The sequence below is a fragment of the Geodermatophilus sp. URMC 61 genome (assembly GCF_052931555.1).
Genome location: NZ_JBRFHZ010000002.1, coordinates 2,179,591 through 2,200,851 on the forward strand (window position 1 = coordinate 2,179,591; position 21,261 = coordinate 2,200,851).

The following is a 21,261-nucleotide window of genomic DNA, read 5'->3' on the forward strand; positions in this document are numbered from 1 at the left end:
CCCTCACCGCAGCACGAACCCGGGGACCAGCGGGTCGTGCGGGTCGATGGAGAACACGTGCTCGCCGGTGCGGTAGGCCGTCCCGGTGACCTGCGGGAGCACCGCGCGACGGCCGTCGACGTCCACGGTCTCGAGCACGGTGCCGGTGAAGGTGCTGCCGACGATCGAGTCGTGCTGCAGCACGGTGCCGGCCGGCAGCCGGCCCTCGTCCGCGAGGACGGCGAGCCGCGCGCAGGTGCCCGAGCCGCAGGGTGAGCGGTCGACCTCGCCGTCGGCGAAGACGGCCACGTTGCGCTGGTGCACCTGCCCCTCGGCGTCGCCGAGCTCGTCGAACCAGATGGTGCCGTAGACGCCGGACAGGCGCGGGTCGGTCGGGTGCGCGGCGTGCTCGGACTCGTCGAGGGCCCACTTGATCTCCCGGCCCAGCGCGATCAGTTCGCCGAGGTGCCCCGGGGTGACCGACAGGCCGAGCTGCGCGGCGGGCAGCGTCGCGTAGATCGCCCCGCCGTACGCCATCGTCACGGTCGCCTCGCCGCGGGACGTCGTCACCGGGACCTCCCGGGCGACGACCCAGCTGGGCACGTTGACGAAGTCGACCGCGACCACCCGGCCGTCCTGCCGGTGCACTCGTGCGGTCACCCGGCCGGAGGGGACGTCGATGACCACGTCCGTGCTGCCGGTCTCCGGAGCCGCGACCCGGCCGGTGTCCACCGCCCACACGCCGAGCGCGATCGTCCCGTGGCCGCAGGCGGTGGAGAAGCCGTCCTTGTGCCAGAACAGCACGCCCAGGTGGGCGCCGGCGTCGTCCGGCGGCACGATGAACCCGCCGTACATGTCCGCGTGACCGCGCGGCTCGGAGCACAGCACCGCCCGCAGTGCCTGCACGTCGGGGTCCTCGATCGCCCGCGCGCGGCGCTCGGCCACCGTCGCACCCCGGATCGGCACCGGAGGACCCGGGACGATCCGGAACGGCTCCCCGCCGGTGTGGTAGTCGGTGGTGGTGACACTGGCAGGCAGCACGGCCGCACCCTGCCACACCGCACGGGCACCTCGATCGGGTCGTGACCGTCCGTCGTGGGTGTCCCGGTACCTCCGAGGCGTGGAGAGGGCAGTGGAGTCCGGGAGGAGCAACCGATGCCGAGGTCCGGACGGCGCCCCCGCGTCGCCGCCACGCTGGCGGCGACGGCCGCGGTGCTCGCCGCGTGCGGCGCCGACGGCGCCACCCCGCTGGTGCACCGCGGGAACGCCGTCCCCGTGCACACGACGTCGCTGACCGCGGTCGACGTCGCCGCGGCACAGACCGCCTTCGGGATCGACCTGCTGCAGACGCTGTGCGAGCGGTCCCCAGGGGAGGACGTGCTCGTGTCCCCGACCTCGGCGGCACAGGCCCTGAGCCTGCTCCACCCGGCCGCCACGGGGCAGACGGCCGAGGCACTGCGGGGCCTGCTGCACCTGCCGGAGTGGTCCCCGGCCGTCGTCGCAGCCCTCCGGGACCACACCGCGACACTCGACCGCCTCCGCTCCGACGGAGACCTCGACGACGAGGACGCGCCCGACTCGCTGCAGACCAGCAACCGGCTCTGGACCGCCCTCGGACTCCAGCCCGACCCCCGGTACCTCGACCACATCGCCACCGCCCTCGGGGCGGACGTGCGGACGCTGGACTTCGCCGCCGACCCCGGCGGCGCGACCCGGCGGATCAACACCACCGTCGCCGAGGACACCCGCGGTGTCATCGAGCAGCTCTTCGACGACCCGCTCCCGACCAGCACGGTCGCCGTGCTCACGAACGCCGTCCACCTGCGCGCCCGGTGGGCGGATGCGTTCGACGCCACGGCTCCCGCACCGTTCGCCACCCCGGCCGGTGACGTGACCGTCGACATGATGGGCGGCGGGACCGGCGAGCTGCGCACGGCAGACGGGTGGCGGGCGGTCGAACTGCCCTACCGCGACGGCACCCTGACCGCCGTCGCCGTCCTGCCGCCGGAGGGCACCGACCCGTGTGCGGTGGACGCCGAGACGCTGGTCGCCGTGCAGACCGGCGAGTCGGAGCCCGTCGGCGTCCGGCTGCCGCGCACGGCGATCAGCCGGACGCACTCCCTGCTCGGCCCGCTGGTGGACCTGGGACTCCCGCCCATGGGCGACTACCCGGCGCTCGGCGGGGACCTGGAGATCTCCCACGCGGTGCAGAGGACGTTCCTGCAGGTCGACGAGGACGGGACCGAGGCCGCCGCGGCCACCGGCCTGGCCGTCGCCGTCGCTGCCGGACCGGCGGCGACGCTGCCGCTCGTCACCTTCGACCGGCCCTTCCTCCTGCTGCTCACCGACACCCAGACCCGTTCGCCCCTGTTCATCAGCGCCATCAACACCCCGTCGACCTGAGCGGGTGTCCGGTCCGGCGAGCGCCTTCCTGCGGGGACAGCTGTGAGACGGCACCCGGTGGGCGCGGACGGCGACGGTCCTGAGTCGGGCATCGTCGTCGTAGCCGGTGACCGCAGCTCGGGGCGGTAGCTTCCGGGCGTGCCGAGGTCCTGCGATCGCTGGCGGTGTCCCTGCTGGACACCTTCGGTCCGACCGGAACCCACGTAGCGACGGACATGCGCGGGAGCGAGGAGCGTTGGACGGGCTGGCGAGGTTCGGGCCGAGGGTCGACGCGCGGCAACTCTTCGAGCAGGACCGCGCCGTACTGCTGCGGCTCGTGCAGGACCTGGACCCGGACGAGTGGGAGCGACCCACGGCTGCGGCGCCATGGGTCGTCCGGGACGTGGTGGCGCACCTGCTCGGCGATGACCTCAGCAGGCTGGCGCGCACGCGGGACGGCCACAGTCCCGTCGGCCCGCAGCAGGACGAGCCGTTGGCCGCCTTCATCCACCGGTTCAACGACGAGTGGGTGCAGGCGGCGCGCCGGGTGAGTCCGCGGCTGCTCGTCGACCTGCTCGACCTCACGTCCCCGCAGGTCCTCGCGCTGTGGCAGGACATCGATCTGGACGCGACCACCGAACCCGTCACCTGGGCAGGCCCCGAGCCCGCGCCCGTGTGGCTGGACTGCGCGCGGGACTTCACCGAGTACTGGGTCCACCAGCAGCAGATCCGCGACGCGACCGGCCGCACCGACGACGGCGACCCGGCGGTGGTGCACCTCGTCCTCGACACGTTCCTGCGGGCGATGCCGCAGACCCTGGCCGGGCACGACCGGCCGGAGGGCACGACGATGGTCCTGGCCGTGACCGGCGCCGGCGGCGGTCAGTGGGGTTGGCAGCGACAGGGCGGGCGATGGCGTCCCGTCGAGAACGCCGACGGCTCGACCCTCGTGACCTTCTCCGACGCAGAGACGCTGTGGCGCCTGTGCACTCGACTCATCGAGCCCGAGGAAGCGAAGCGTCGCGTCACGGTCGTCGGCGACCACGCGCTCGCCGACGCCGCACTCCGGATCGTCTCCATCATCCGCTGACCAGCGTTTCCGCCGGCGCAGCCGGGTGTCCTGTGGACCGGCATGAACGCACGACGTCGCGGTGACGGTGGGAGCGGCCGGGTTGGTGCTCCTGCGAGTGGCGCGGACCTCCGCCCCGTTTCCACACCTTGCTGCCGGCCGAGGCGTCCCTGAGGCCGCCCTCGGGGGGAGCCGGCGGGATCGTCCCCGAGCGGTCCACTGAGGAACGTGAGGCGACGGCTTGCCGTCCGCCCTCCCATCGAGCCGCGCCGTCCCCTGGGGGCGGTAGCGTTGACCCGAGCCGGGCAGGTCCCGCGCTCCTCGTGCGTCACTCCGGCGGCGTACCCGAGCACCGGACCTGGCTTGCGGGGTCCTGGAGCCGAGGTCGTTCCGCCTCTCCCGGTGGACGACCGGAGGTCGACGCCAATGCCGAGTACCGACCCATCGGGATCCCTCGACCCGGTCGAGGCCCTGGAGCGGTTGGGCCGCCTCGCCCTTCGCGAGAACTGCATGAGGTCCCTGCTGCAGTCAGTGGCCGACCTGGCCAAGGAGGTCATGCCGGGCGATCCGGAGGCGTCGGTGTCGCTGCTGATCAACGACAGGTCCAGCACGGCCGTGTTCACCGGCCGGCTGGCCCTCGACTGCGACGAGAGTCAGTACGGCCGCGGCTACGGACCCTGTCTGCACGCCGCCAGCACGGGCGAGCAGGTCGAGGTCGCCGACGCGCAGGCCGAGGGGCGGTGGCGGGACTACATGGAGCACGCCGTCGAGCACGGCGTCCTCAGCTCGCTGTCCGTTCCGCTGCCGATCAGCGAGGGCATCGCCGGGGCGGTGAACGTCTACGCCCGCAAACCCCACGCCTTCGACGAGGACAGCCGGTCGGTGGCCACCCGCTTCGCCGCCTACGCCGCCGTCTTCGCCGCGAACATGTACGCCATCGAGGAAGCTCGCGACCTGGCCGACCACCTCGAGCGCAGAGTGGAGTCCCGGGCGGTCGTCGAACAAGCCAAGGGCATCCTCATGGAACGCCACGAGCTCACCGCCGACCAGGCGTTCCAGGTCCTGACGAGGGTGGCCGTGAACGCCAACACCAAGGTCAGAGACATCGCCGACGAGCTCGTGCGAACCGGAGAGCTCCCGCGGGCGGCGGGTCCAGCGCCGGAGCTGATCCGGGAGACGGGTCACTGATCGCCGGCGGGGCGGCGTGCCCCGGTGCAGAGGGCCGCGTCAGAGGCCGCCTGCAGGGACGGATCCCCTCATCCTTCCCCCGCCAGTCGCCACCACCCGCGGCTGCCGGGCCCTGACCTGCGGCCGACCACCACCGGGGGCGGCCGGCCGGCGCTGCGCGACGATGGGCCGTCCCCGACCCCTCTGGAGGAACGCGCGTGCAGACCGCCGACCCGGCGACCCGAACCGGCTCCCCGCGGCGGTGGTGGGCGGTGCTCGCGCCCGCTGCCGCCCTGGTGCTGGCCGCCCTGTGCCTGCGCGCGCCGTTCTCCGCCGTCGGGCCGGTGCTGGGCGAGCTGGGCACCGAGCAGTCCGTGCCGCAGGCCGGACTGTCGGTGCTGCCCGCGCTCCCGCTGGTCTGCTTCGGCCTGGTCTCCCCCGTCGCGCCCGCGCTGGCCGCGCGGCTCGGCGTCCACCGCGCCGTCCTGGCCGGCCTGGCCGTGCTCGCCGCCGGGATCGCCCTGCGCACGGCCGGCACCTGGGGTCTCTTCGCCGGCACCGTGCTGCTGTCGGCCGGCATCGCGGTGGGCAACGTGCTGGTCCCGGCGGCTGCCCGGGCCGCGTACGGGAACCGCGCGGCACCGGTGCTGGGCGCGGCCACCGCCTCGATGGGGTTCTCCGCGAGCCTCGGGGCGGGCCTGGCCCAGCCCCTCACCACGGCGACCGGCAGCGCGGTCGCCGGGCTGACCCTGTGGCTCGCGCCGGTGCTGCTCGCGGCCGCAGCGATGGCACTGCTCGCCCGGCGCCGCGGGCCCGCGACCGGCCGGCGGGTGGCCCGGCCCCCGGTGGTCGCCGTCCTCCGCGACCGGGTGGCGCTGGCGGTGACCGTCTTCTTCGGCCTCCAGTCGCTGGCCTTCTACGTGATGCTGACCTGGCTGGCCGACGTCCTGGAGGACGACGCCGGCACGTCCGCGGTGAGCGCCGGTGCCCTGGTCGCCGTCGCGGCGGCGTTCGGTGCGCCCTGCGCGCTCGTCGTCCCGCCGTTGGCGGCGCGGGCGCGGTCCCAGGTCGGGTGGGTCGTCGGCGCGACGCTGCTGTCGGCGGCCGGGATCGTCGGGCTGCTCCTCGCGCCCACGGCCGCCCCGGCGGTGTGGGCGGTGCTGTGGGGCCTGGGCACGGGGACGGCGTTCCCGCTGGCGCTGACGCTGGTGCTGGTGCGCACCCGGGATGTCGCCCAGACCGGCCGGCTGTCGGCGGCCGCGCAGAGCGTCGGGTACCTGCTGGCCGCGACCGGCCCGCTGACCGTCGGCCTGCTGCACGACGCGACCGGTGGGTGGCGGACGGGCCTGGCCCTGCTCGCCGTGCTGCAGGTCCTCCAGCTCGCGGCCGGGCTGTACGCGGGCCGGCCGCAGCTGGTGACCGAGGCACCGGCGGACGCCACCCGCACTGCAGGGGTCCGCCACTGACCACTCCGTCCCAGTCGGCCGGGCGGCGAGGCCGTGGGATGCCGGTCACGCCGGCGTGACGCGATCGGTCCACTCTGAGCGTGCCGAACTCCCAGGCGTGCGGGCGTCCCGTCGGCCCCGCACCGACACGCACCGGAGGCCACCATGTCCGAGCTCGTGGGCACCGGACCGGGTACGGCCTGGTCAGGCGGTGGGTCCGGGCAGCCGCACGCCGCCGTCGACACCGCGTTCGCCGTCGGCCGGAGCTGTGGGGAGACCGCGCGGCTGCAGAGGCAGGCCGAGGAACTGGCACCGGAGAGCCGGTACTCGATCGAGCGGACGGCACTGGGACCGGGACAGCGGGCGATCGACGTCGGCTGCGGTCCCCGCGGCATCCTCGAGCTGCTGGTCGAGTTCGTCGGCCCCGCCGGGCGGGTGGTCGGGCTGGACTCCGATCCGGCCCTGCTCGAGCTGGCCGCACGCTTCGCCGCCGAGCGGGGTTGGGACAACGTGGAGCTGATCTGTGCGGACGCCCGGCACAGCGGCCTGCCGTCCGACACGTTCGACGTGGTCCACGCCCGAACCCTGCTGATCGGTCTGCCGCAGCCCGCGGACGTGCTGACCGAGCTGGTGCGGCTCACCCGGCCGGGCGGCTGGGTGGTCGGTATGGAGCCCGACGCCGAACACCCGGTCTGCCACCCGCCGCACCCGGCCGTCGACCGACTCTCCGAGCTGCTCAGGCGCGCGTTGGCCCGTCGAGGCGCCGATCCGCACCTCGGCCGCCGGCTGGCCGAGCTGTACCGCCAGGCAGGGCTGACCGACGTCACGGTGGAGGTCCGGGCTCCCGTGTGCCCGCCGGGGCACTCCCGGCGGACCGTCCTCGCCGACCTGGTCCGCTCCCTGCGCGCGCCGGTCCTGGGCCTGGGCCTGGCGACCGAACGCGAGCTCGAGGAGCTGGACGCATCGGCTCGGGCCCACCTCACCGAGCCCGACACGCTCGTCATCCCCGACCTCTTCTTCCTCGCCCGGGGCCGGAAGTCCCTCTCCTCACCCGAGGGCCCGCCGGGTCCCTGAGCTCATCGCACGCCCTCCGTGAGGGGCAGGCGTCCAGGCCGTCGTCGAGTTCCATCCCGCCCTCGGCGCGATCGCCCTCGGGCTCGGATCGGCGTGGTCCGGGCGACACGCCGATCCGAGCCCGAGGGCAGGCACGTGGACCCGTTTCCGAGCTCCGCGCGAGCTGCGCAGCCACGTCCGCAGGCTCCACCGGGTGATCACCCCGTCGGGCGCAGCTGCGCCGAGGAGCCGGGACGCGAAACCGCCCCCCTCAGGTCCAGGCGTGGCGGGTGGGGGCGATGACACGCGCCCTGCCCCTGGGACCGCCTCCAGGGCGTCGCCCGACGGGGCATCAGAACGGGTAGGCGGGCAGGTCACCGCGCAGGGTGACCCACTGGGTCTCGGTGAACGCCTCGATGTTGGCCTGCGGGCCGCCGTGCCGAGAGCCGGTGCCCGACGACCCGACGCCGCCGAAGGGGGCCACGGCCTCGTCGTTGACGGTCTGGTCGTTGATGTGCACCAGGCCCGACGGGATCCGCTCGGCCAGCTGCAGGCCGGCGTAGACGTCGCGGGTGAGGATGCCCAGCGAGAGCCCGTACTCGGTGCCGCGGGCCAGCTCCACCACCTGGTCGAGGCTGGCGAACGGGGTCACCGGGGCGACCGGCCCGAAGATCTCCTCCCGGTAGGCCGGCGCCTCGACGGGGACGTCGCCGAGCACGGTGGGCCGGTACAGCAGCCCCTCGAAGGTGCCGCCGGTGCGCAGCGTCGCCCCGCCCTCGACACTGCTCGTGACCAGGCCGTGCACCCGGTCGCGCTGGCCGGCGTCGATCAGCGGGCCCAGCGCCACCTCCTCGCGGAACGGGTCGCCGACCGGCAGCTTCTCGACCTTCTCGGTGAGGACGGCGGTGTACTCCTCGGCGATCGACTCGTGGACCAGGTGCCGGCTGGTGGCCATGCAGATCTGGCCCTGGTGGGCGAAGGTGCCCCACGCACCCACCGAGGCCGCCGCGGTCACGTCGACGTCGGGCAGCACGATGAGCGCGGAGTTGCCGCCGAGCTCCAGGTGCGCGCGCTTGAGGTGCTGACCGGCCAGCGCGCCGACCGCGCGGCCGGCCCTGGTGGAGCCGGTGAAGGCGATCACCCGCACGGGCGGGGCGGTCACCAGCGCCTCGCCGACGTCCGCGCCGCCGGGCAGCACCTGCAGCACGCCGGCCGGCAGGCCGGCCTCCTCGAAGACGCGGGCGAAGAGCACGCCGCCGGAGACGGCGGTGCGCGGGTCGGGCTTGAGGACGACGGCGTTGCCGAGCGCCAGCGCCGGGGCGATCGCCCGGATGGCGAGGATGGTCGGCACGTTGAACGGCGCGATGACGCCGACCACGCCGGCCGGTACCCGGCGGGCGAAGGACAGCCGGGGCGACCCGGTGCGCAGCAGCTCGCCGTACGGGTGGCTGGGCAGCGCCGAGGCCTCGTAGCACTCGGCGGCGGTGGTGTGCACCTGGAAGTCGCCGAAGGGCTGGATCGCGCCGGTCTCCCGCGCCAGCCACCCCTTGATCTCGTCGGCGTGGGCCTCGAGCACCTCACCGGCGCGGCGCAGCACCCGTGCCCGGTCCTCGAACGGCAGCGCCGCCCACGCCCGCTGGGCCTCGACCGCCCGGTCCGCCGCGGCGGTGACGTCCTCGGGGGTGGCCCGGCCGACCGCGCCGACGACGTCCCCGGTCGCGGGCTCGACCACGTCGTACGTGCCGCCCGACCCGTCGGTCCAGGCGCCGGTCCAGACCTTCCCCTGCCACGCGCCGTCGTCCAGCAGTGCCATGCCACTCCCTCTCGTCGCCGGTGCGGCACGTCCCGGGGTCGCCCCGGAGGCCGCCTCCCGGCAGGGTAGGTGTGTCAGCAGCCGATCCGTCGGCCGGGAGCAGGAGGAGTCCATGGGCATGCCGAACAGTGCGGAGTGGCAGGCGCTGGCCGAGCACCACCGCGCGGTGGGCGACCGGCACCTGCGCGACCTGTTCGCCGAGGACCCGCAGCGGGGCACCGAGCTGGTCGTCACCGCCGGCGACCTGTACCTCGACTACTCCAAGAACCGGCTGACCCGCGAGACGGTGCGGCTGCTGGCCGCGCTGGCCGAGCGGGTGGGCCTGCGCGAGCGCACCGAGGCGATGTTCCGCGGGGAGCACATCAACACCACCGAGGACCGCGCCGTCCTGCACGTGGCGCTGCGCGACCCGCGCACCAGCGGCCTCGTCGTGGACGGGCACGACGTCAACGCCGAGGTGCACGAGGTCCTCGGTCGGATGGCCGACTTCGCCGACCGGGTGCGCAGCGGGGCGTGGACCGGGCACACCGGCGAGCGGATCCGGGCCGTGGTGAACATCGGCATCGGCGGCTCGGACCTCGGCCCGGCCATGGCCTACCTGGCGCTGCGCGACTACTCCGACCGGTCGCTGGCCTTCCGCTTCGTCTCCAACATCGACCCGACGGACCTCGCCGAGGCCACTCGCGACCTCGACCCGGCGAGCACCCTGTTCATCGTCGCGTCCAAGACCTTCACCACCCAGGAGACGCTGACCAACGCCAAGGAGGCCCGCCGCTGGCTGGTCGAGGGGCTCGGCGGCGACGAGAAGGCCGTCGCCCAGCACTTCGTCGCCGTCTCCACCAACGCCGAGAAGGTCGCCGAGTTCGGCATCGACACCCAGAACATGTTCGGGTTCTGGGACTGGGTCGGCGGCCGCTACTCGTTCACGTCGGCGATCGGGCTCTCGCTCATGGTGGCGATCGGGCCGGAGCAGTACCGGGAGCTGCTCGACGGCTTCCACACGGTCGACGAGCACTTCCGCACCGCACCGTACGAGGAGAACCTGCCGGCTCTGCTCGGGCTGATCTCGGTCTGGTACGTCGACTTCTTCGGTGCGCAGAGCCAGGCGGTGCTCCCGTACTCGCAGTACCTGGCGCGCTTCCCTGCCTACCTGCAGCAGCTGTGCATGGAGTCCAACGGCAAGTCGGTCACCCTCGACGGCTCACCGGTCGACGTCGCCACCGGGGAGATCGTGTGGGGCGAGCCGGGCACCAACGGCCAGCACGCCTTCTACCAGCTGCTGCACCAGGGCACGCTGCTCGTCCCGGCCGACTTCATCGGGTTCGCCCAGCCCAACCACGACCTGGACGCGATGCACGACCTGTTCCTGGCCAACTTCCTCGCCCAGCCGCGCGCGCTGGCCTTCGGCCGCACGGCCGAGGAGGTCGCCGCCGAGGGGACGGCGCCGGACGTCGTCCCGCACAAGGTGATGCCGGGCAACCACCCGTCCAACGCGATCGTGGCGCCCAAGCTGACGCCGTCGGTGCTCGGGCAGCTGGTCGCCGCCTACGAGCACCGGGTCTTCACCCAGGGCGTCGTGTGGGGCATCAACTCGTTCGACCAGTGGGGCGTGGAGCTGGGCAAGGTCATGGCCAACCAGCTGGCGCCGAAGCTGCAGAGCGAGGCGGCCCCGGAGTACGACTCCGACTCCTCCACCAACGCGCTGGTCCGGCTGCTGCGGGAGGGGCGCGGCCGGCCTGCCTGAAAAGGACCCCCTGCCCCCACCACTCGTCCCCGCGAGATCTGCACACTGGCGGCCTTCGAGGGCTCGAAGGCCGCCAGTGTGCAGATCTCGCGCCCGGGGCGGGCTCGCGGCGGGTCCGTGCTCGGCGACGGCCGGGCGGGCTCAGTCCTGGCCGCGCAGCTCGTCGAGGACCCCGGCCGCGACCTTGAACGCGTGGTTGGCCGCGGGCACCCCGGCGTAGACGGCGGCGTGCTGGATGACCTCGGCGATCTCCTCCTCGGACAGGCCGTTGTTCTTCGCCGCGCGCACGTGCAGCGCGAACTCGTCCCAGTGCCGCAGCGCGATCGTGATCGACAACGTCATCAGGCTGCGGTCGCGGCGGGCCAGGCCGGGACGCTGCCACACGTCGCCCCAGGCGACCCGGGTGATGAAGTCCTGGAAGTCGGCCGTGAACGGCGTGGTGTTCGCGACGGCGCGGTCGACCCAGGCGTCGCCGAGCACCTCGCGCCGGGTCCGCATGCCGGCGTCCCGGCGCGCCTGGTCGTCGGTCACGCGTGCCCGCCCGCGGCGTCCAGGTGGCCGAGTAGCGCGCCCGTGACCTCCAGGGTCGCCTCCAGGTTGGCCAGGTGCGCCGCCGGGCTGACCGTGACCAGCTCGGCACCGGCGATGCCCTCGGCGATCGCCTCCTGGTGGTCCGGCGGCAGCGCGGGGTCCTCGGCGCCGGCCACCACGAGGGTGGGCGCCGTGATCCGGCCGAGGTCCTCGCGCAGGTCGATGGCGGCGACGACCTCGGCGCACGCCGCGTAGCCCTCGTCGTCCGCCGCGGCGACCATGGCCTCCAGCCGGGCCACCAGCTCGGGGTGCGCGGCGGCGTACCCGGGCGTCAGCCAGCGGGCCACCACGGCCGGCGCGATGCTCTGCGTCCCGTCGGCGCGGGCGGCGGCCGCCCGGTCGAGGAAGCCCTGCGGCTCGGTCTTGGCCGAGGAGCACAGGACGGCCAGCCGCCCGACCCGGTCGGGCTCGCGGGCGGCCAGCCGCATCGCCGTCATCCCGCCCAGCGACAGCCCCGCGACGTGCGCCCGCCGCACACCCAGCCCGTCGAGCAGCGCGACGACGTCGTCCACCAGGTCGTCGAGCGTGTAGGGCCCCGCCGGAGCCGGCGAGTCGCCGTGGCCGCGGGTGTCGTAGGTGACCACCCGGTACCGCTCGGCCAGCGCCGGGACCTGCGGGTCCCACATGCCGCGGGTGGCCCCGAGCGAGTTGGAGAGGACGACGACCGGCGCGTCGGCCGGCCCATCCTCGGTGTACGCGACCTCGATGCTGCTCACTGGACCCCTTCGGTCAGACGGGCGTGCTCGGCGAGCGCGGCGTCCACCTGGGCACCGGCCTCCCCGACGTCGGGTGTACCGGCGGCGAGCACCGCACGCACGTCGACGTCGGTCCGGGCGGCGACCACCTCGGCCAGCGGCCGGCCGCTGTCGCGAGCCTCGCGGACGGCGGCGGCCGCGGCGTCGTGCGCCGCGCCCCTGCCGAGGGTCGGCGCCAGCGCCTCGGCGAGTGCGCCGGCCAGCGGGCCCTCGGCGGCCGCCGACGCGGTGGCCGCCATGCGGGCCGGGTCCGGCCGCAGCCCGCGCAGGCTCTCGGCCAGCCAGGACGCCGCCGACCCGACGGTGGTGAGCAGCTCGGTCAGCGCCGGCCACTCGCTGTGCCAGGCGCCGGCGGCCCGCTCGTGCTCCTGCTCCATCGCCGCGAGCAGCGTGGCCACCAGTCCCGGTGCGCGGCGGGCGCAGGCCCGGGCGGAGACGGCGGCGACCGGGTTGCGCTTGTGCGGCATCGCCGACGACCCGCCCCGCCCCTCGGCCACCTCGGCCACCTCGGCCACCTCGGTCTGGGCGAGCAGCACGACGTCGACGGCCACCGTGGCGACCACGCCCGCGGCGGCGCCCAGCGCCCCGGCCAGGTCGGCCACGGGCAGCCGGCAGGTGAACCACGGGACGGCGGTGCTCGTCAGCTGCAGCTCCTCGGCCAGCGCCGCCCGCAGCGCGACGCCGGCCCCGCCGCTGGCGGCCAGCGTGCCCACGGCGCCGCCGTACTGCACCGGCAGCTCGGCGACCACCTCGGCCAGCCGCAGCCGGGCGCCGTCCAGCCCGGCCAGCCAGCCGGCGGCCTTGAGCCCGAAGGTGGTGGGCAGCGCCTGCTGCAGGAGCGTGCGGCCGGCCAGGACGTCGTCCCGGTGAGTGCGGGCCAGCCCGGCGACGGTCTCCGCGGCGGCGGTCAGGTCGGCGTCGACGGCGGCGACCGCGTTCCGCGCCATGAGCAGCAGCGCGGTGTCCAGGACGTCCTGGCTGGTGGCCCCGACGTGGACGGCGACCGCGTCGCGCGCACCGACCGCGTCCTGCAGCACCCGCACCAGCGGCGGCACCGGGTTGCCGGCGTCCGCCGCCCGGGCGACCACGGTCGCCAGATCGAGCCGCTCGGGGTGCGCGCAGGCGGCGGTGACCGCGTCGGCCGCGGTGGTGGGCACCAGCCCGGTGCGGGCCGCGGCCCGGGCCAGGGCGGCCTCGACGGCGAGCAACGCCCGGAACCAGGCGTCGTCGGAGACGGCGGCCGCGGCCCCGCCGCGGGCGAAGGTCCCGGAGAGCAGCGTCATACGGCGAAGAACACCGTCTCCCGCTCGCCCTGCAGGTACAGGTCCAGGCGATAGCCGTCGTCGGTCGGGGTCGCGAGCAGCGTCTGCCGGCGGTCCTCCGGCAGGCCCTGCAGGACGGCGTCCTCGGCGTTGGCCGCGGCCTCGTCGGCGAAGTAGATGCGGGTGACCACCCGGTCGAGCAGCCCGCGGGCGAACAGCGAGACGTCGACGTGCGGGGCCTGCAGGCCGCCCTGCCCGTCGGGGACCCGGCCGGGCTTGAGCGTGCAGATGGCGTAGTCGCCGTCGGGGACCGTCTGCGCGCGGCCGAACCCGGTGAAGCCGGGGTACCGGGAGGCGCCGCGCGGGTCGTCGGGGTGGTCGAACCGGCCGTCGGGGTCGGCCTGCCAGGTCTCGACCATCGCGTCGGCCACCGGGTCGCCGTTGCCGTCGAACACCGTGCCGCGCAGCCAGATCGCGCCCGGGGTCTCCGGCGGGACGGCGAACTCACCGCCCTCCCAGGTCAGGCCGATCGCGAGGTACGGGCCGACGGTCGCGCTGGGGGTGGTCTGCAGCCGGCTCATCACGCGATGCCTCCCCGCGCGGTTCCGGACCCGGTCCGCTCCTCGCTCGTTCCTCGCTGCGATGCTCCCTCGACCGTCATCACGCGATGTCCCCGTCGTCGTCGGTCTCGAACGGCGTCTGGTCCGCGCCGCGCAGCACGATGTCCCACTCGAACGCCAGCGCCCAGTGGTCGACGGTGCGCTCGTAGTCGAACCGGCTGATCGCCAGCGGCCGGGCCGCCTCGGGGATGGAGTTGAAGATCGGGTCCTGGAAGAAGAGAGGGTCGTCCGGGAAGTACATCTGGGTGACCAGACGCTGGGTGAACGCCCGGCCGAACAGCGAGAAGTGGATGTGCGCCGGCCGCCAGGCGTTGTCGTGGTTGCGCCACGGGTAGGCGCCCGGCCGGATCGTCAGGAACTCGTAGCGGCCCTGGTCGTCGGTCATGACCCGGCCCAGCCCGTCGAAGTGCGGGTCCAGCGGCGCCGGCCAGTTGTCGACCACGTGCCGGTAGCGCCCCGCGGCGTTCGCCTGCCAGACCTCCACGAGCGTGTTCGGCACCGGGCGGCCACCGCCGTCCAGCACCCGGCCGTGGACGATGATCCGCTGACCCACGGCCTCGCCGCCGAGTCGCCTGGTCAGGTCGGCGTCCTCCGGCCGGACCCGGTCCTCGCCCAGCAGCGGCCCGGTGACCTCGGTGAGGCGGTGCGGCAGGTCGACCGGTGTGCGCAGCGGCGCCCGCAACGCGGTGCTCCGGTAGTCGGGGTAGCTCAGCGGCGTCCGCAGCGCGGCGTCCGTGCGCGCGTAGCGCGGCAGGTCGAGCCGGCTGCCGGATGTGGTCCCGGTCATGTCCTGGACCGTAGGGCCGCGGGGCTACCCTGCCCAAGCCTGGCCTTCCGGCCAGCGGAAGGGAGAGCCGTGGCCGGCGGCCGGACGACGGCGGGGCGGTCGGTGACCGCGCGCGCCCTCGACGTGCTCGGCGCCTTCGACAGCTCGGCACCGCGGCTCACGCTCTCGGAGATCGCCGAGCGCTCCGGGACGCCGTTGTCGACCACCCACCGGCTGCTCGGTGAGCTCACCGCCTGGGGCGCGCTGGCCCGCCGGCCCGACGGCCGCTACGAGATCGGCCGCCGGCTGTGGGACCTCGGGCTGCTCGCGCCGGTGCAGCTGGAGCTGCGCCAGGTCGCCGCGCCGTTCCTGCTCGACGTGCACACCGCGACCCGCGACACCGTCCACCTCGCCGTCCGCGAGGGCCACAGCGCCCTCTACGTCGAGCGGGTCTCCGGGCGTGAGTCCGTGCCGGTGGTCAGCCAGGTCGGCAGCCGGTTGCCGCTGCACGCCACCGGGGTGGGCAAGGTGCTGCTGGCCGCCGCACCGGACGACGTCGCCGAGGCGGTGCTGCGCGCGCCGACCCGCGAGACCCGGCACACCATCGTGGACCCCGGGCGGCTGCGCCGGGAGATCGCCGAGGTGCGTCGCCGCGGGTACGCCCGGACCGCCGAGGAGATGTCGCTGGGCACGCTGTCGGTCGCCGTCCCGGTGTACGTGGACCGGCCCTCCGGCCCGGCGGTCGTCGCCGCGCTGGGCATCGTCGTCCCCAGCCACCGGCGCGACCTGCTGCGGCTGGTGCCCGTCCTCCAGGTGGCCGCGCGGGGCATCGGGCGGGAGCTGGCGCGGGCGCAGTCCTTCCACTGAGCGGGAGCCGGTGGTTCCCACGCCGGCGTTGCCGCGGTCACACTCGGCCCGTGCGCACTCAGGTGGGGATCATCGGGGCCGGCCCGGCCGGCCTGCTCCTGTCGCGGCTGCTCGCCCTGCAGGGCATCGACTCCGTCGTCCTGGAGAACCGGTCGCGGGACTACGTGGAGGCGCGGATCCGCGCCGGCATCCTCGAGCAGCACACCGTCGACACGCTGACCGCGGCCGGCGTCGGCGACCGGCTGCACCGGGAGGGGCTGGAGCACTCCGGCATCCACCTGCAGTATCCGGGCACCCGGCACACGCTGGACTTCCGGGAGCTGTGCGGGCGCACCGTGTGGGTCTACGGGCAGACCGAGGTCACCAAGGACCTCATCGCCGCGCAGCTGGACGGCGGCCCGCCGCTGCTGTTCGAGGTCTCCGACGTCCACCCCGAGGACGTCGACGGCGACAGCCCGCGGATCCGGTTCACCGACGCGGACGGCGTCGCCCAGGTGCTCGAGTGCGACGTCATCGCCGGCACCGACGGCTTCCACGGCGTCTCGCGGCCGGTCGTGCAGGAGGCCGGCGGGCGGCTGTGGGAGCGCACCTACCCCTACGCGTGGCTGGGCATCCTGGCCGACGCCGCGCCGGCGACCGACGAGCTGATCTACGCCTGGCACCCCGAGGGCTTCGCGCTGTACTCGATGCGCTCACCGAGGGTGTCCCGGCTCTACCTGCAGGTCGACCCGTCGGAGCGGATCGAGGACTGGTCGGACGAGCGGATCTGGGACGCGCTGGACACCCGCATGGCGCTCGGGGGCTGGTCGGTCAACCGCGGGCCGGTGACGGAGAAGTCGATCCTGCCGATGCGCTCGTTCGTCAGCGCCCCGATGCGCCGCGGCCGGCTCTTCCTCGCCGGGGACGCCGGGCACATCGTCCCGCCGACCGGCGCGAAGGGTCTCAACCTCGCCGTCGCCGACGTCACCCTGCTGGCCCAGGCCCTGGTGCGGCTGCTGCAGGAGAAGGAGACCGACCTGGTCGACTCCTATTCCGACCGGGCGCTGGCGCGCGTCTGGCGGTGCACGCACTTCTCCTGGTGGATGACGTCGATGCTGCACCGCTCCGGCGACGACTTCGACGCCCAGCTGCAGCTGTCCCAGCTGCGCCGGGTCTGCTCGTCGGAGACCGCGGCGCGGGAGCTCGCCGAGAACTACACGGGTCTCCCGCTCGACCTCTGATCCGCGGCCCCACGCCTGAGGCATAGGAGGCTATGCATACGTTCCACGGGCCCAGGACGTAGGCATTGCCTCCTATGCCTCCGGCCGGGTCAGCTCCGTCGCGCCGGGCCGAGGGATGCGGCGACGCTCAGAGCGGCCAACGGATCTCGACCCTGGTCCAGGTGACCTCGAGCCCGCCGGGGAGTACCTGCCGCACCGCATCGGCACCCACGTGCTGCCGGGCCATCCGGCCGGCCACCTCGACCGCCTTGGCGGCGGCGGCCGCGGTGAGCGCGACCGCCGACGCGGTGAGCAGCGGCCCGGCGAACGCCACGCGCGCGAGTGCCGGTATCAGTGCGGGGAGCGGCTGCGGCACCACGCCGTGACCTCGCGGGCCCGGGACCGCGGCTCCGTCCCTGTCGATGATCGCGTCCGGCTCGACCGGCTGCTGTCCTGTCATCACGTCCTCCGTCCACCGGGCTCCCGCCCTGGACCACCGCCGGCGCCCATCGTGACGGACGGGGGCACCCCGGCGCGAGGGCGGTGTCCAGCGACGCCCGCGCGGACCTGGGGGGCGGTCAGCGGCCGGCGTCGAGCAGGGTCAGCACTGCCTCCGCGGTGCCCGGCGCCAGCGGCAGGTGCGGCAGGACGGCGGGCAGCTCCTCGGGCTCGATGCCCTCGGCCAGCAGCGCGGTGAGCACCCGATCGGCCTGCGACGGCGGCACCGGCTCGTCGAGGTCCGCGAGCGCGGCCCGGGCCAGGAAGACCGCCCCCGAGGCGGCCGAGTCCTCCCCGGGTGACGCGGACGGCGGCGGGGCGGCGGCCTCCCGCGTCAGCGCCTCGGCCGCCCGCACCAGCGACAACGGCAGCCCCTCGGCCTCCACCTCCAGCAGCGGGACGTCGGCCAGCGCGGCCAGCACCAGGTGCTCGGCCTCGGTGCGCAGCGACGCCTCCCACTCCCCCGCCCGCACCACGCCCACCAGGTCGCGGCCGTCCTCCCCGAGGTCGTCGAGCAGCTCGGCCCACTCCGCCCGCCGGGTGGCCCGCGCCCGCTCGGCGGCCAGCACGCAGGTGGCCAGCACGAACGGCTCGAGCACCTCGCGGTCGAACCGGTCGGCATAGAGGACCCCGGTGGCGTCCACCGCGTTGAGCACGTCGCGGAAGCTGCCCGGCCGGGCGTCGCCGAGGTCGAGCCGGCCGTCCTCCTCGCCGGACACCGCCTGCCCCCGGGCGATGCGGTCGCCGATGGTCCCTCCGGTCTCGCCCAGCCGGCCCCGGCGCCGCTCGTGGTGCGGCCGGTCGGACATCCCGACGGTCCACGCGCAGGTCTCGGCGATCAGCGCGGGCAGCCGCTCCCGCAGCACCTCCCGGCTGAGCTGACCCATCCAGTCCACGTCGAACACGCCCACGAGCGTGCCCGCACGACGTGACCGACACGCGTGGGACCCGGCTCCGGGTGGGCCGGCACGCGTCTCCCCGCCCTGCACCGGCCGTCGCCCCCCTACCCTGCGTCAGACCGCCGTGACACGGCTCACGGCTGCGCGGCGGGCCGACCAGTCCCTGGAGGTCCCGTGCGACCCTCCCTCCCCCGGCCGCTCGGCCGGGCACTCCTCTCCCTCGGTCTCGGTGCCGCCCTCGTGGCCGGCGGCGGGCCGGCCCTCGCCGCCCCCGGAGCCGCCCCGGACGGTGAGCCCCCGCTCGTCGTGCACACCGAGGACGGCGCCGTGCGGGGCGCGCTGGCGGAGGACCACCGCCTTTTCCAGGGCATCCCGTTCGCCGCCCCGCCGGTCGGCGACCTCCGGTTCCGGCCGCCGGCGCCGGTCGAGCCGTGGGACGGCGTCCGCGGTGCCACCGCGCCGGGCAGCCCCTGCCCCCAGCTGCAGGACGAGTTCAACCCGTTCGCGTCGACGGACGAGGACTGCCTGTCCCTGAACGTCACGACACCGGCCGGCCTGGAGGGCCGGAGCGGGGACCTGCCCGTCATGGTGTGGATCCACGGCGGCGGCTTCGTCGGCGGCGCCGGCTGGCCGTTCGACGCACGCCGGCTCGCCGTCGACGGCGACGTGGTGGTTGTCACGATCAACTACCGGCTCGGGCCGCTGGGCTTCCTGGCGCAGCGGGACCTGTCCGCCCAGAACGGCGACCTAGCCTCGGGCAGCGCCGCGCTGCTCGACCAGCAGGCCGCGCTGCGCTGGGTGGAGCGCAACATCGCCGCCTTCGGGGGCGATCCGCGCACCGTGACGGTGTTCGGCGAGTCCGCCGGCGGCTCCTCCGTCTGCGTGCAGCTGGCCTCACCGACGGCGCGCGGGCTGTTCGACCGCGCGATCGCGCAGAGCTTCAGCTGCACCGCGCGCTACGACGACCTTGCCACCGCCGAGGCCACGGGCGACCAGGTCGCGGCTGCGGTCGGCTGCGCCGGGGGGACCGACGTGGCGGCCTGCCTGCGGCAGGTGGGTGTGGAGGAGCTGCTGCGCGCCTGGCCGGGCGACGCCTTCGTCGTCGGCGGTTCGGCCCTGCCGGTCCAGCCGGCGGACGCCTTCGCCGCGGGCGAGCGCGCGCGGGTGCCGGTCGTGCACGGGAACACCCGCGACGAGAACACGCTGTTCACCCCGCTCCTGCCCCTGGTCTCGACCGGCGCCCCGCCGTCCTCGTCACTCACGGCGGAGGAGTACGCGGCGGAGCTGACGGCGCGCTACGGCGATCGGGCCGGCGAGGTCCTCGCCCGCTACCCGGCCGACGCGTACCCCTCGCCGCTGCGGGCACTGGCGGCGGTGGACAGCGACGCGGGCACCCCGACCATGCTGTCCATCTGTGCGCACGTCGACGCCCACGAGGCCCTGTCGGCGGTCCCGGGGTCGACGCCGGTGTACGCCTACCAGTTCCGCGACCGGACGGCGTCCCCGCTGATCGACTTCCCGTTCCCGGGCTATCCGGGGGACGCCCAGCACGGCACCGAGCTGCCGTACCTGTTCCCGGGCCTGTTCGGCGCGCCGCTGACCCCGGAACAGCAGGAGCTGTCGGCGACGATGGTCCGCTACTGGACCACCTTCGCCGCGACCGGCGACCCCAACGGGCGCGGTACCCCCGGGTGGCACCGCTACCGCGACAGCGGGGACGTGCAGGGCCTCGACCTCGCCTCCGCCGGCGGGATCGGACCGGTGGACGTCGCTGCCGAGTCCCACTGCGCCTTCTGGGCCTCGTTGGCGGGGGCCTGACCCGCGGCCGCACGTCGCCCCGGACGGGACGGTGGTCGGCACTGCTGGCACGCGGCCGCCACGCCGTACCCACCGGTGCTACCCGCCGGTAGGAAGTGTGGGAAAGTCGGTCTCCCACCCTGCGAGACGGCATGGTCGCCGTCAGGAGAGAGGCCCGATGCGGTTGCAACTGTCCCCGGAGCTGGAGGCCTTCCGGGAGGAGATGCGGACGTTCTTCACCACCCAGGTGCCCCAGGAGATCCGTGACACCGTCGCGGCCCGCCGGGACCTGTCCAAGGAGCAGTACGTCGAGGCCATGCGGACGCTCAACGCCGCCGGCCTGGCCGTGCCGCACTGGCCGGTGGAGTGGGGCGGCAGGGGCTGGACGCCGCTGCAGCTGCACATCTGGCGCGAGGAGATGCAGCTGGCCTGCGTCCCCGAGCCGCTGCCCTTCAACGCCAGCATGATCGGCCCGGTCATCGCGGCCTTCGGCAGCCAGGAGCAGAAGAAGCGCTTCCTGCCGGCGACGGCGAACATCGACATCTGGTGGTGCCAGGGCTTCTCCGAGCCCGACGCCGGCTCCGACCTGGCCAGCCTGCGCACCACCGCCGTCCGCGACGGCGACGACTGGGTCGTCAACGGCCAGAAGACCTGGACGACGCTCGGCCAGCACGCCGACTGGATCTTCTGCCTGGTGCGCACCGACCCGACCGCGGAGAAGAAGCAGCGCGGCATCTCGCTGCTGGTCTTCCCGATGGACACCCCCGGCGTCACGCTGCGGCCGATCCAGCTGATCGACGGCGGCCACGAGGTCAACGAGGTCTTCTTCGAGGACGTCCGCGTCCCCGCCGAGAACCTCATCGGCGAGGAGAACCGCGGCTGGGACTACGCCAAGTTCCTGCTGGGCAACGAGCGCGTCGGCATCGCCCGCATCGGCTCCTCCAAGCGCCTGCTGGCCCAGGCGAAGTCCTGCGCGCAGCAGGTCACCGTCGGCGGCCGCCCGCTGACCGAGGACCCGCGCACGGCCGACCGCATCGCCGAGCTGGAGAACGAGCTGCTCGCCCTCGAGCTGACCGCGCTGCGCGTCGTCGCACACTCCGCCGACGGCAAGCCGCACCCGGCCTCGTCGGTGCTCAAGCTGCGCGGGTCGGAGCTGCAGCAGGACATCACCGAGCTGATCGTCGACATCGCCGGTCCGCTGTCGCTGTCCTCGTTCGCCGACGGCGGCTCCGAGGTCCCGGACTGGGCCCGCGTGGCCACGCCGGAGTACCTCAACTACCGCAAGGTCTCCATCTACGGAGGCTCCAACGAGGTGCAGCGCACCATCATCGCCGGCACGATCCTGGGGCTCTGAG

At 74.8% G+C, this 21,261-nt stretch carries 19 protein-coding genes; 10 read left to right on the forward strand and 9 right to left on the reverse strand.

Annotation, left to right across the window (positions count from 1 at the left end):
* Positions 1 to 3 precede the first annotated feature (3 nt).
* Positions 4 to 1,020, reverse strand: coding sequence for a proline racemase family protein (locus ACU610_RS10030; RefSeq protein ID WP_446767559.1), 1,017 nt, complete (start codon positions 1,018 to 1,020; stop codon positions 4 to 6).
* A gap of 114 nt (positions 1,021 to 1,134) precedes the next feature.
* On the opposite strand from ACU610_RS10030, the gene ACU610_RS10035 reads away from it, so the two are divergent.
* The 5 genes from ACU610_RS10035 to ACU610_RS10055 all read left to right on the forward strand — a co-directional run bounded on the left by ACU610_RS10035 (position 1,135) and on the right by ACU610_RS10055 (position 7,116).
* Positions 1,135 to 2,382 (forward strand): serpin family protein, encoded by a 1,248-nt coding sequence (locus ACU610_RS10035; RefSeq protein WP_446767560.1) that lies wholly within the window; start codon positions 1,135 to 1,137, stop codon positions 2,380 to 2,382.
* A gap of 235 nt (positions 2,383 to 2,617) precedes the next feature.
* Positions 2,618 to 3,451: a maleylpyruvate isomerase family mycothiol-dependent enzyme gene (locus tag ACU610_RS10040; protein WP_446767561.1), complete on the forward strand. Its 834-nt coding sequence runs from the start codon at positions 2,618 to 2,620 to the stop codon at positions 3,449 to 3,451.
* Between the two features lie 489 nt (positions 3,452 to 3,940).
* On the forward strand, positions 3,941 to 4,618 hold the full coding sequence (locus ACU610_RS10045) for an ANTAR domain-containing protein (RefSeq protein WP_446767562.1): 678 nt from the start codon (positions 3,941 to 3,943) through the stop codon (positions 4,616 to 4,618).
* 197 nt (positions 4,619 to 4,815) lie between these two features.
* Positions 4,816 to 6,063: an MFS transporter gene (locus ACU610_RS10050; protein ID WP_446767563.1), complete on the forward strand. Its 1,248-nt coding sequence runs from the start codon at positions 4,816 to 4,818 to the stop codon at positions 6,061 to 6,063.
* Positions 6,064 to 6,207: 144 nt separating this feature from the next.
* A complete protein-coding gene (locus ACU610_RS10055; RefSeq protein WP_446767564.1) occupies positions 6,208 to 7,116 on the forward strand; it encodes a methyltransferase domain-containing protein in 909 nt (302 codons plus the stop codon).
* A gap of 331 nt (positions 7,117 to 7,447) precedes the next feature.
* Here the strand turns inward: ACU610_RS10055 and ACU610_RS10060 are convergent, their stop codons facing one another.
* A complete protein-coding gene (locus ACU610_RS10060; protein WP_446767565.1) occupies positions 7,448 to 8,908 on the reverse strand; it encodes a benzaldehyde dehydrogenase in 1,461 nt (486 codons plus the stop codon).
* Between the two features lie 118 nt (positions 8,909 to 9,026).
* On the opposite strand from ACU610_RS10060, the gene pgi reads away from it, so the two are divergent.
* Positions 9,027 to 10,652, forward strand: a complete 1,626-nt coding sequence (pgi, locus tag ACU610_RS10065; protein ID WP_446767566.1) for a glucose-6-phosphate isomerase — start codon at positions 9,027 to 9,029, stop codon at positions 10,650 to 10,652.
* Between the two features lie 141 nt (positions 10,653 to 10,793).
* Here pgi and pcaC read toward each other — a convergent pair whose 3' ends face one another.
* The 5 genes from pcaC to pcaH form a co-directional block, all read right to left on the reverse strand.
* Complete coding sequence (pcaC, locus tag ACU610_RS10070) at positions 10,794 to 11,183, reverse strand: 4-carboxymuconolactone decarboxylase (RefSeq protein ID WP_446767567.1); 390 nt, start codon at positions 11,181 to 11,183, stop codon at positions 10,794 to 10,796.
* Complete coding sequence (gene pcaD / locus ACU610_RS10075) at positions 11,180 to 11,959, reverse strand: 3-oxoadipate enol-lactonase (protein ID WP_446767568.1); 780 nt, start codon at positions 11,957 to 11,959, stop codon at positions 11,180 to 11,182. Before pcaD ends, pcaC begins: the two co-directional genes overlap by 4 nt.
* Positions 11,956 to 13,281, reverse strand: coding sequence for a 3-carboxy-cis,cis-muconate cycloisomerase (gene pcaB / locus ACU610_RS10080; protein ID WP_446767569.1), 1,326 nt, complete (start codon positions 13,279 to 13,281; stop codon positions 11,956 to 11,958). The genes pcaD and pcaB overlap by 4 nt, the downstream gene beginning before the upstream one ends.
* Complete coding sequence (pcaG, locus tag ACU610_RS10085) at positions 13,278 to 13,841, reverse strand: protocatechuate 3,4-dioxygenase subunit alpha (protein ID WP_446767570.1); 564 nt, start codon at positions 13,839 to 13,841, stop codon at positions 13,278 to 13,280. The genes pcaB and pcaG overlap by 4 nt, the downstream gene beginning before the upstream one ends.
* Before the next feature lie 79 nt (positions 13,842 to 13,920).
* Positions 13,921 to 14,667 carry a protocatechuate 3,4-dioxygenase subunit beta gene (gene pcaH, locus ACU610_RS10090; RefSeq protein ID WP_446767571.1) on the reverse strand — a complete coding sequence of 249 codons (747 nt, stop codon included), beginning with the start codon at positions 14,665 to 14,667 and terminating at the stop codon, positions 13,921 to 13,923.
* Between the two features lie 69 nt (positions 14,668 to 14,736).
* Here pcaH and ACU610_RS10095 point away from each other — a divergent pair, with 69 nt between their 5' ends.
* Together ACU610_RS10095 and ACU610_RS10100 are read left to right on the forward strand one after the other, a co-directional pair.
* On the forward strand, positions 14,737 to 15,513 hold the full coding sequence (locus ACU610_RS10095; RefSeq protein WP_446767572.1) for an IclR family transcriptional regulator: 777 nt from the start codon (positions 14,737 to 14,739) through the stop codon (positions 15,511 to 15,513).
* A gap of 50 nt (positions 15,514 to 15,563) precedes the next feature.
* Complete coding sequence (locus ACU610_RS10100; RefSeq protein ID WP_446767573.1) at positions 15,564 to 16,733, forward strand: 4-hydroxybenzoate 3-monooxygenase; 1,170 nt, start codon at positions 15,564 to 15,566, stop codon at positions 16,731 to 16,733.
* Between the two features lie 127 nt (positions 16,734 to 16,860).
* On the opposite strand, the gene ACU610_RS10105 is transcribed toward ACU610_RS10100, so the two are convergent.
* On the reverse strand, positions 16,861 to 17,172 hold the full coding sequence (locus ACU610_RS10105; RefSeq protein ID WP_446767574.1) for a hypothetical protein: 312 nt from the start codon (positions 17,170 to 17,172) through the stop codon (positions 16,861 to 16,863).
* A gap of 118 nt (positions 17,173 to 17,290) precedes the next feature.
* On the reverse strand, positions 17,291 to 18,115 hold the full coding sequence (locus ACU610_RS10110) for a hypothetical protein (protein ID WP_446767575.1): 825 nt from the start codon (positions 18,113 to 18,115) through the stop codon (positions 17,291 to 17,293).
* Positions 18,116 to 18,283: 168 nt separating this feature from the next.
* Between ACU610_RS10110 and ACU610_RS10115 the strand changes: the two genes are divergently transcribed.
* Positions 18,284 to 19,927, forward strand: a complete 1,644-nt coding sequence (locus ACU610_RS10115) for a carboxylesterase/lipase family protein (RefSeq protein ID WP_446767576.1) — start codon at positions 18,284 to 18,286, stop codon at positions 19,925 to 19,927.
* 157 nt (positions 19,928 to 20,084) lie between these two features.
* Complete coding sequence (locus ACU610_RS10120) at positions 20,085 to 21,260, forward strand: acyl-CoA dehydrogenase family protein (RefSeq protein WP_446767577.1); 1,176 nt, start codon at positions 20,085 to 20,087, stop codon at positions 21,258 to 21,260.
* Position 21,261: the final 1 nt, after the last annotated feature.

Bases quoted from the DNA above. Each gene is read 5' to 3' on its own strand.
- pcaH (WP_446767571.1), bottom strand. From the start codon at position 14,667: ATGACCGGGACCACATCCGGCAGCCGGCTCGACCTGCCGCGCTACGCG.
- ACU610_RS10055 (WP_446767564.1), top strand. From the start codon at position 6,208: ATGTCCGAGCTCGTGGGCACCGGACCGGGTACGGCCTGGTCAGGCGGT.
- pgi (WP_446767566.1), top strand. From the start codon at position 9,027: ATGCCGAACAGTGCGGAGTGGCAGGCGCTGGCCGAGCACCACCGCGCG.
- ACU610_RS10120 (WP_446767577.1), top strand. From the start codon at position 20,085: ATGCGGTTGCAACTGTCCCCGGAGCTGGAGGCCTTCCGGGAGGAGATG.
- pcaB (WP_446767569.1), bottom strand. From the start codon at position 13,281: ATGACGCTGCTCTCCGGGACCTTCGCCCGCGGCGGGGCCGCGGCCGCC.
- pcaG (WP_446767570.1), bottom strand. From the start codon at position 13,841: ATGAGCCGGCTGCAGACCACCCCCAGCGCGACCGTCGGCCCGTACCTC.
- ACU610_RS10105 (WP_446767574.1), bottom strand. From the start codon at position 17,172: ATGACAGGACAGCAGCCGGTCGAGCCGGACGCGATCATCGACAGGGAC.
- ACU610_RS10045 (WP_446767562.1), top strand. From the start codon at position 3,941: ATGAGGTCCCTGCTGCAGTCAGTGGCCGACCTGGCCAAGGAGGTCATG.
- ACU610_RS10035 (WP_446767560.1), top strand. From the start codon at position 1,135: ATGCCGAGGTCCGGACGGCGCCCCCGCGTCGCCGCCACGCTGGCGGCG.
- ACU610_RS10060 (WP_446767565.1), bottom strand. From the start codon at position 8,908: ATGGCACTGCTGGACGACGGCGCGTGGCAGGGGAAGGTCTGGACCGGC.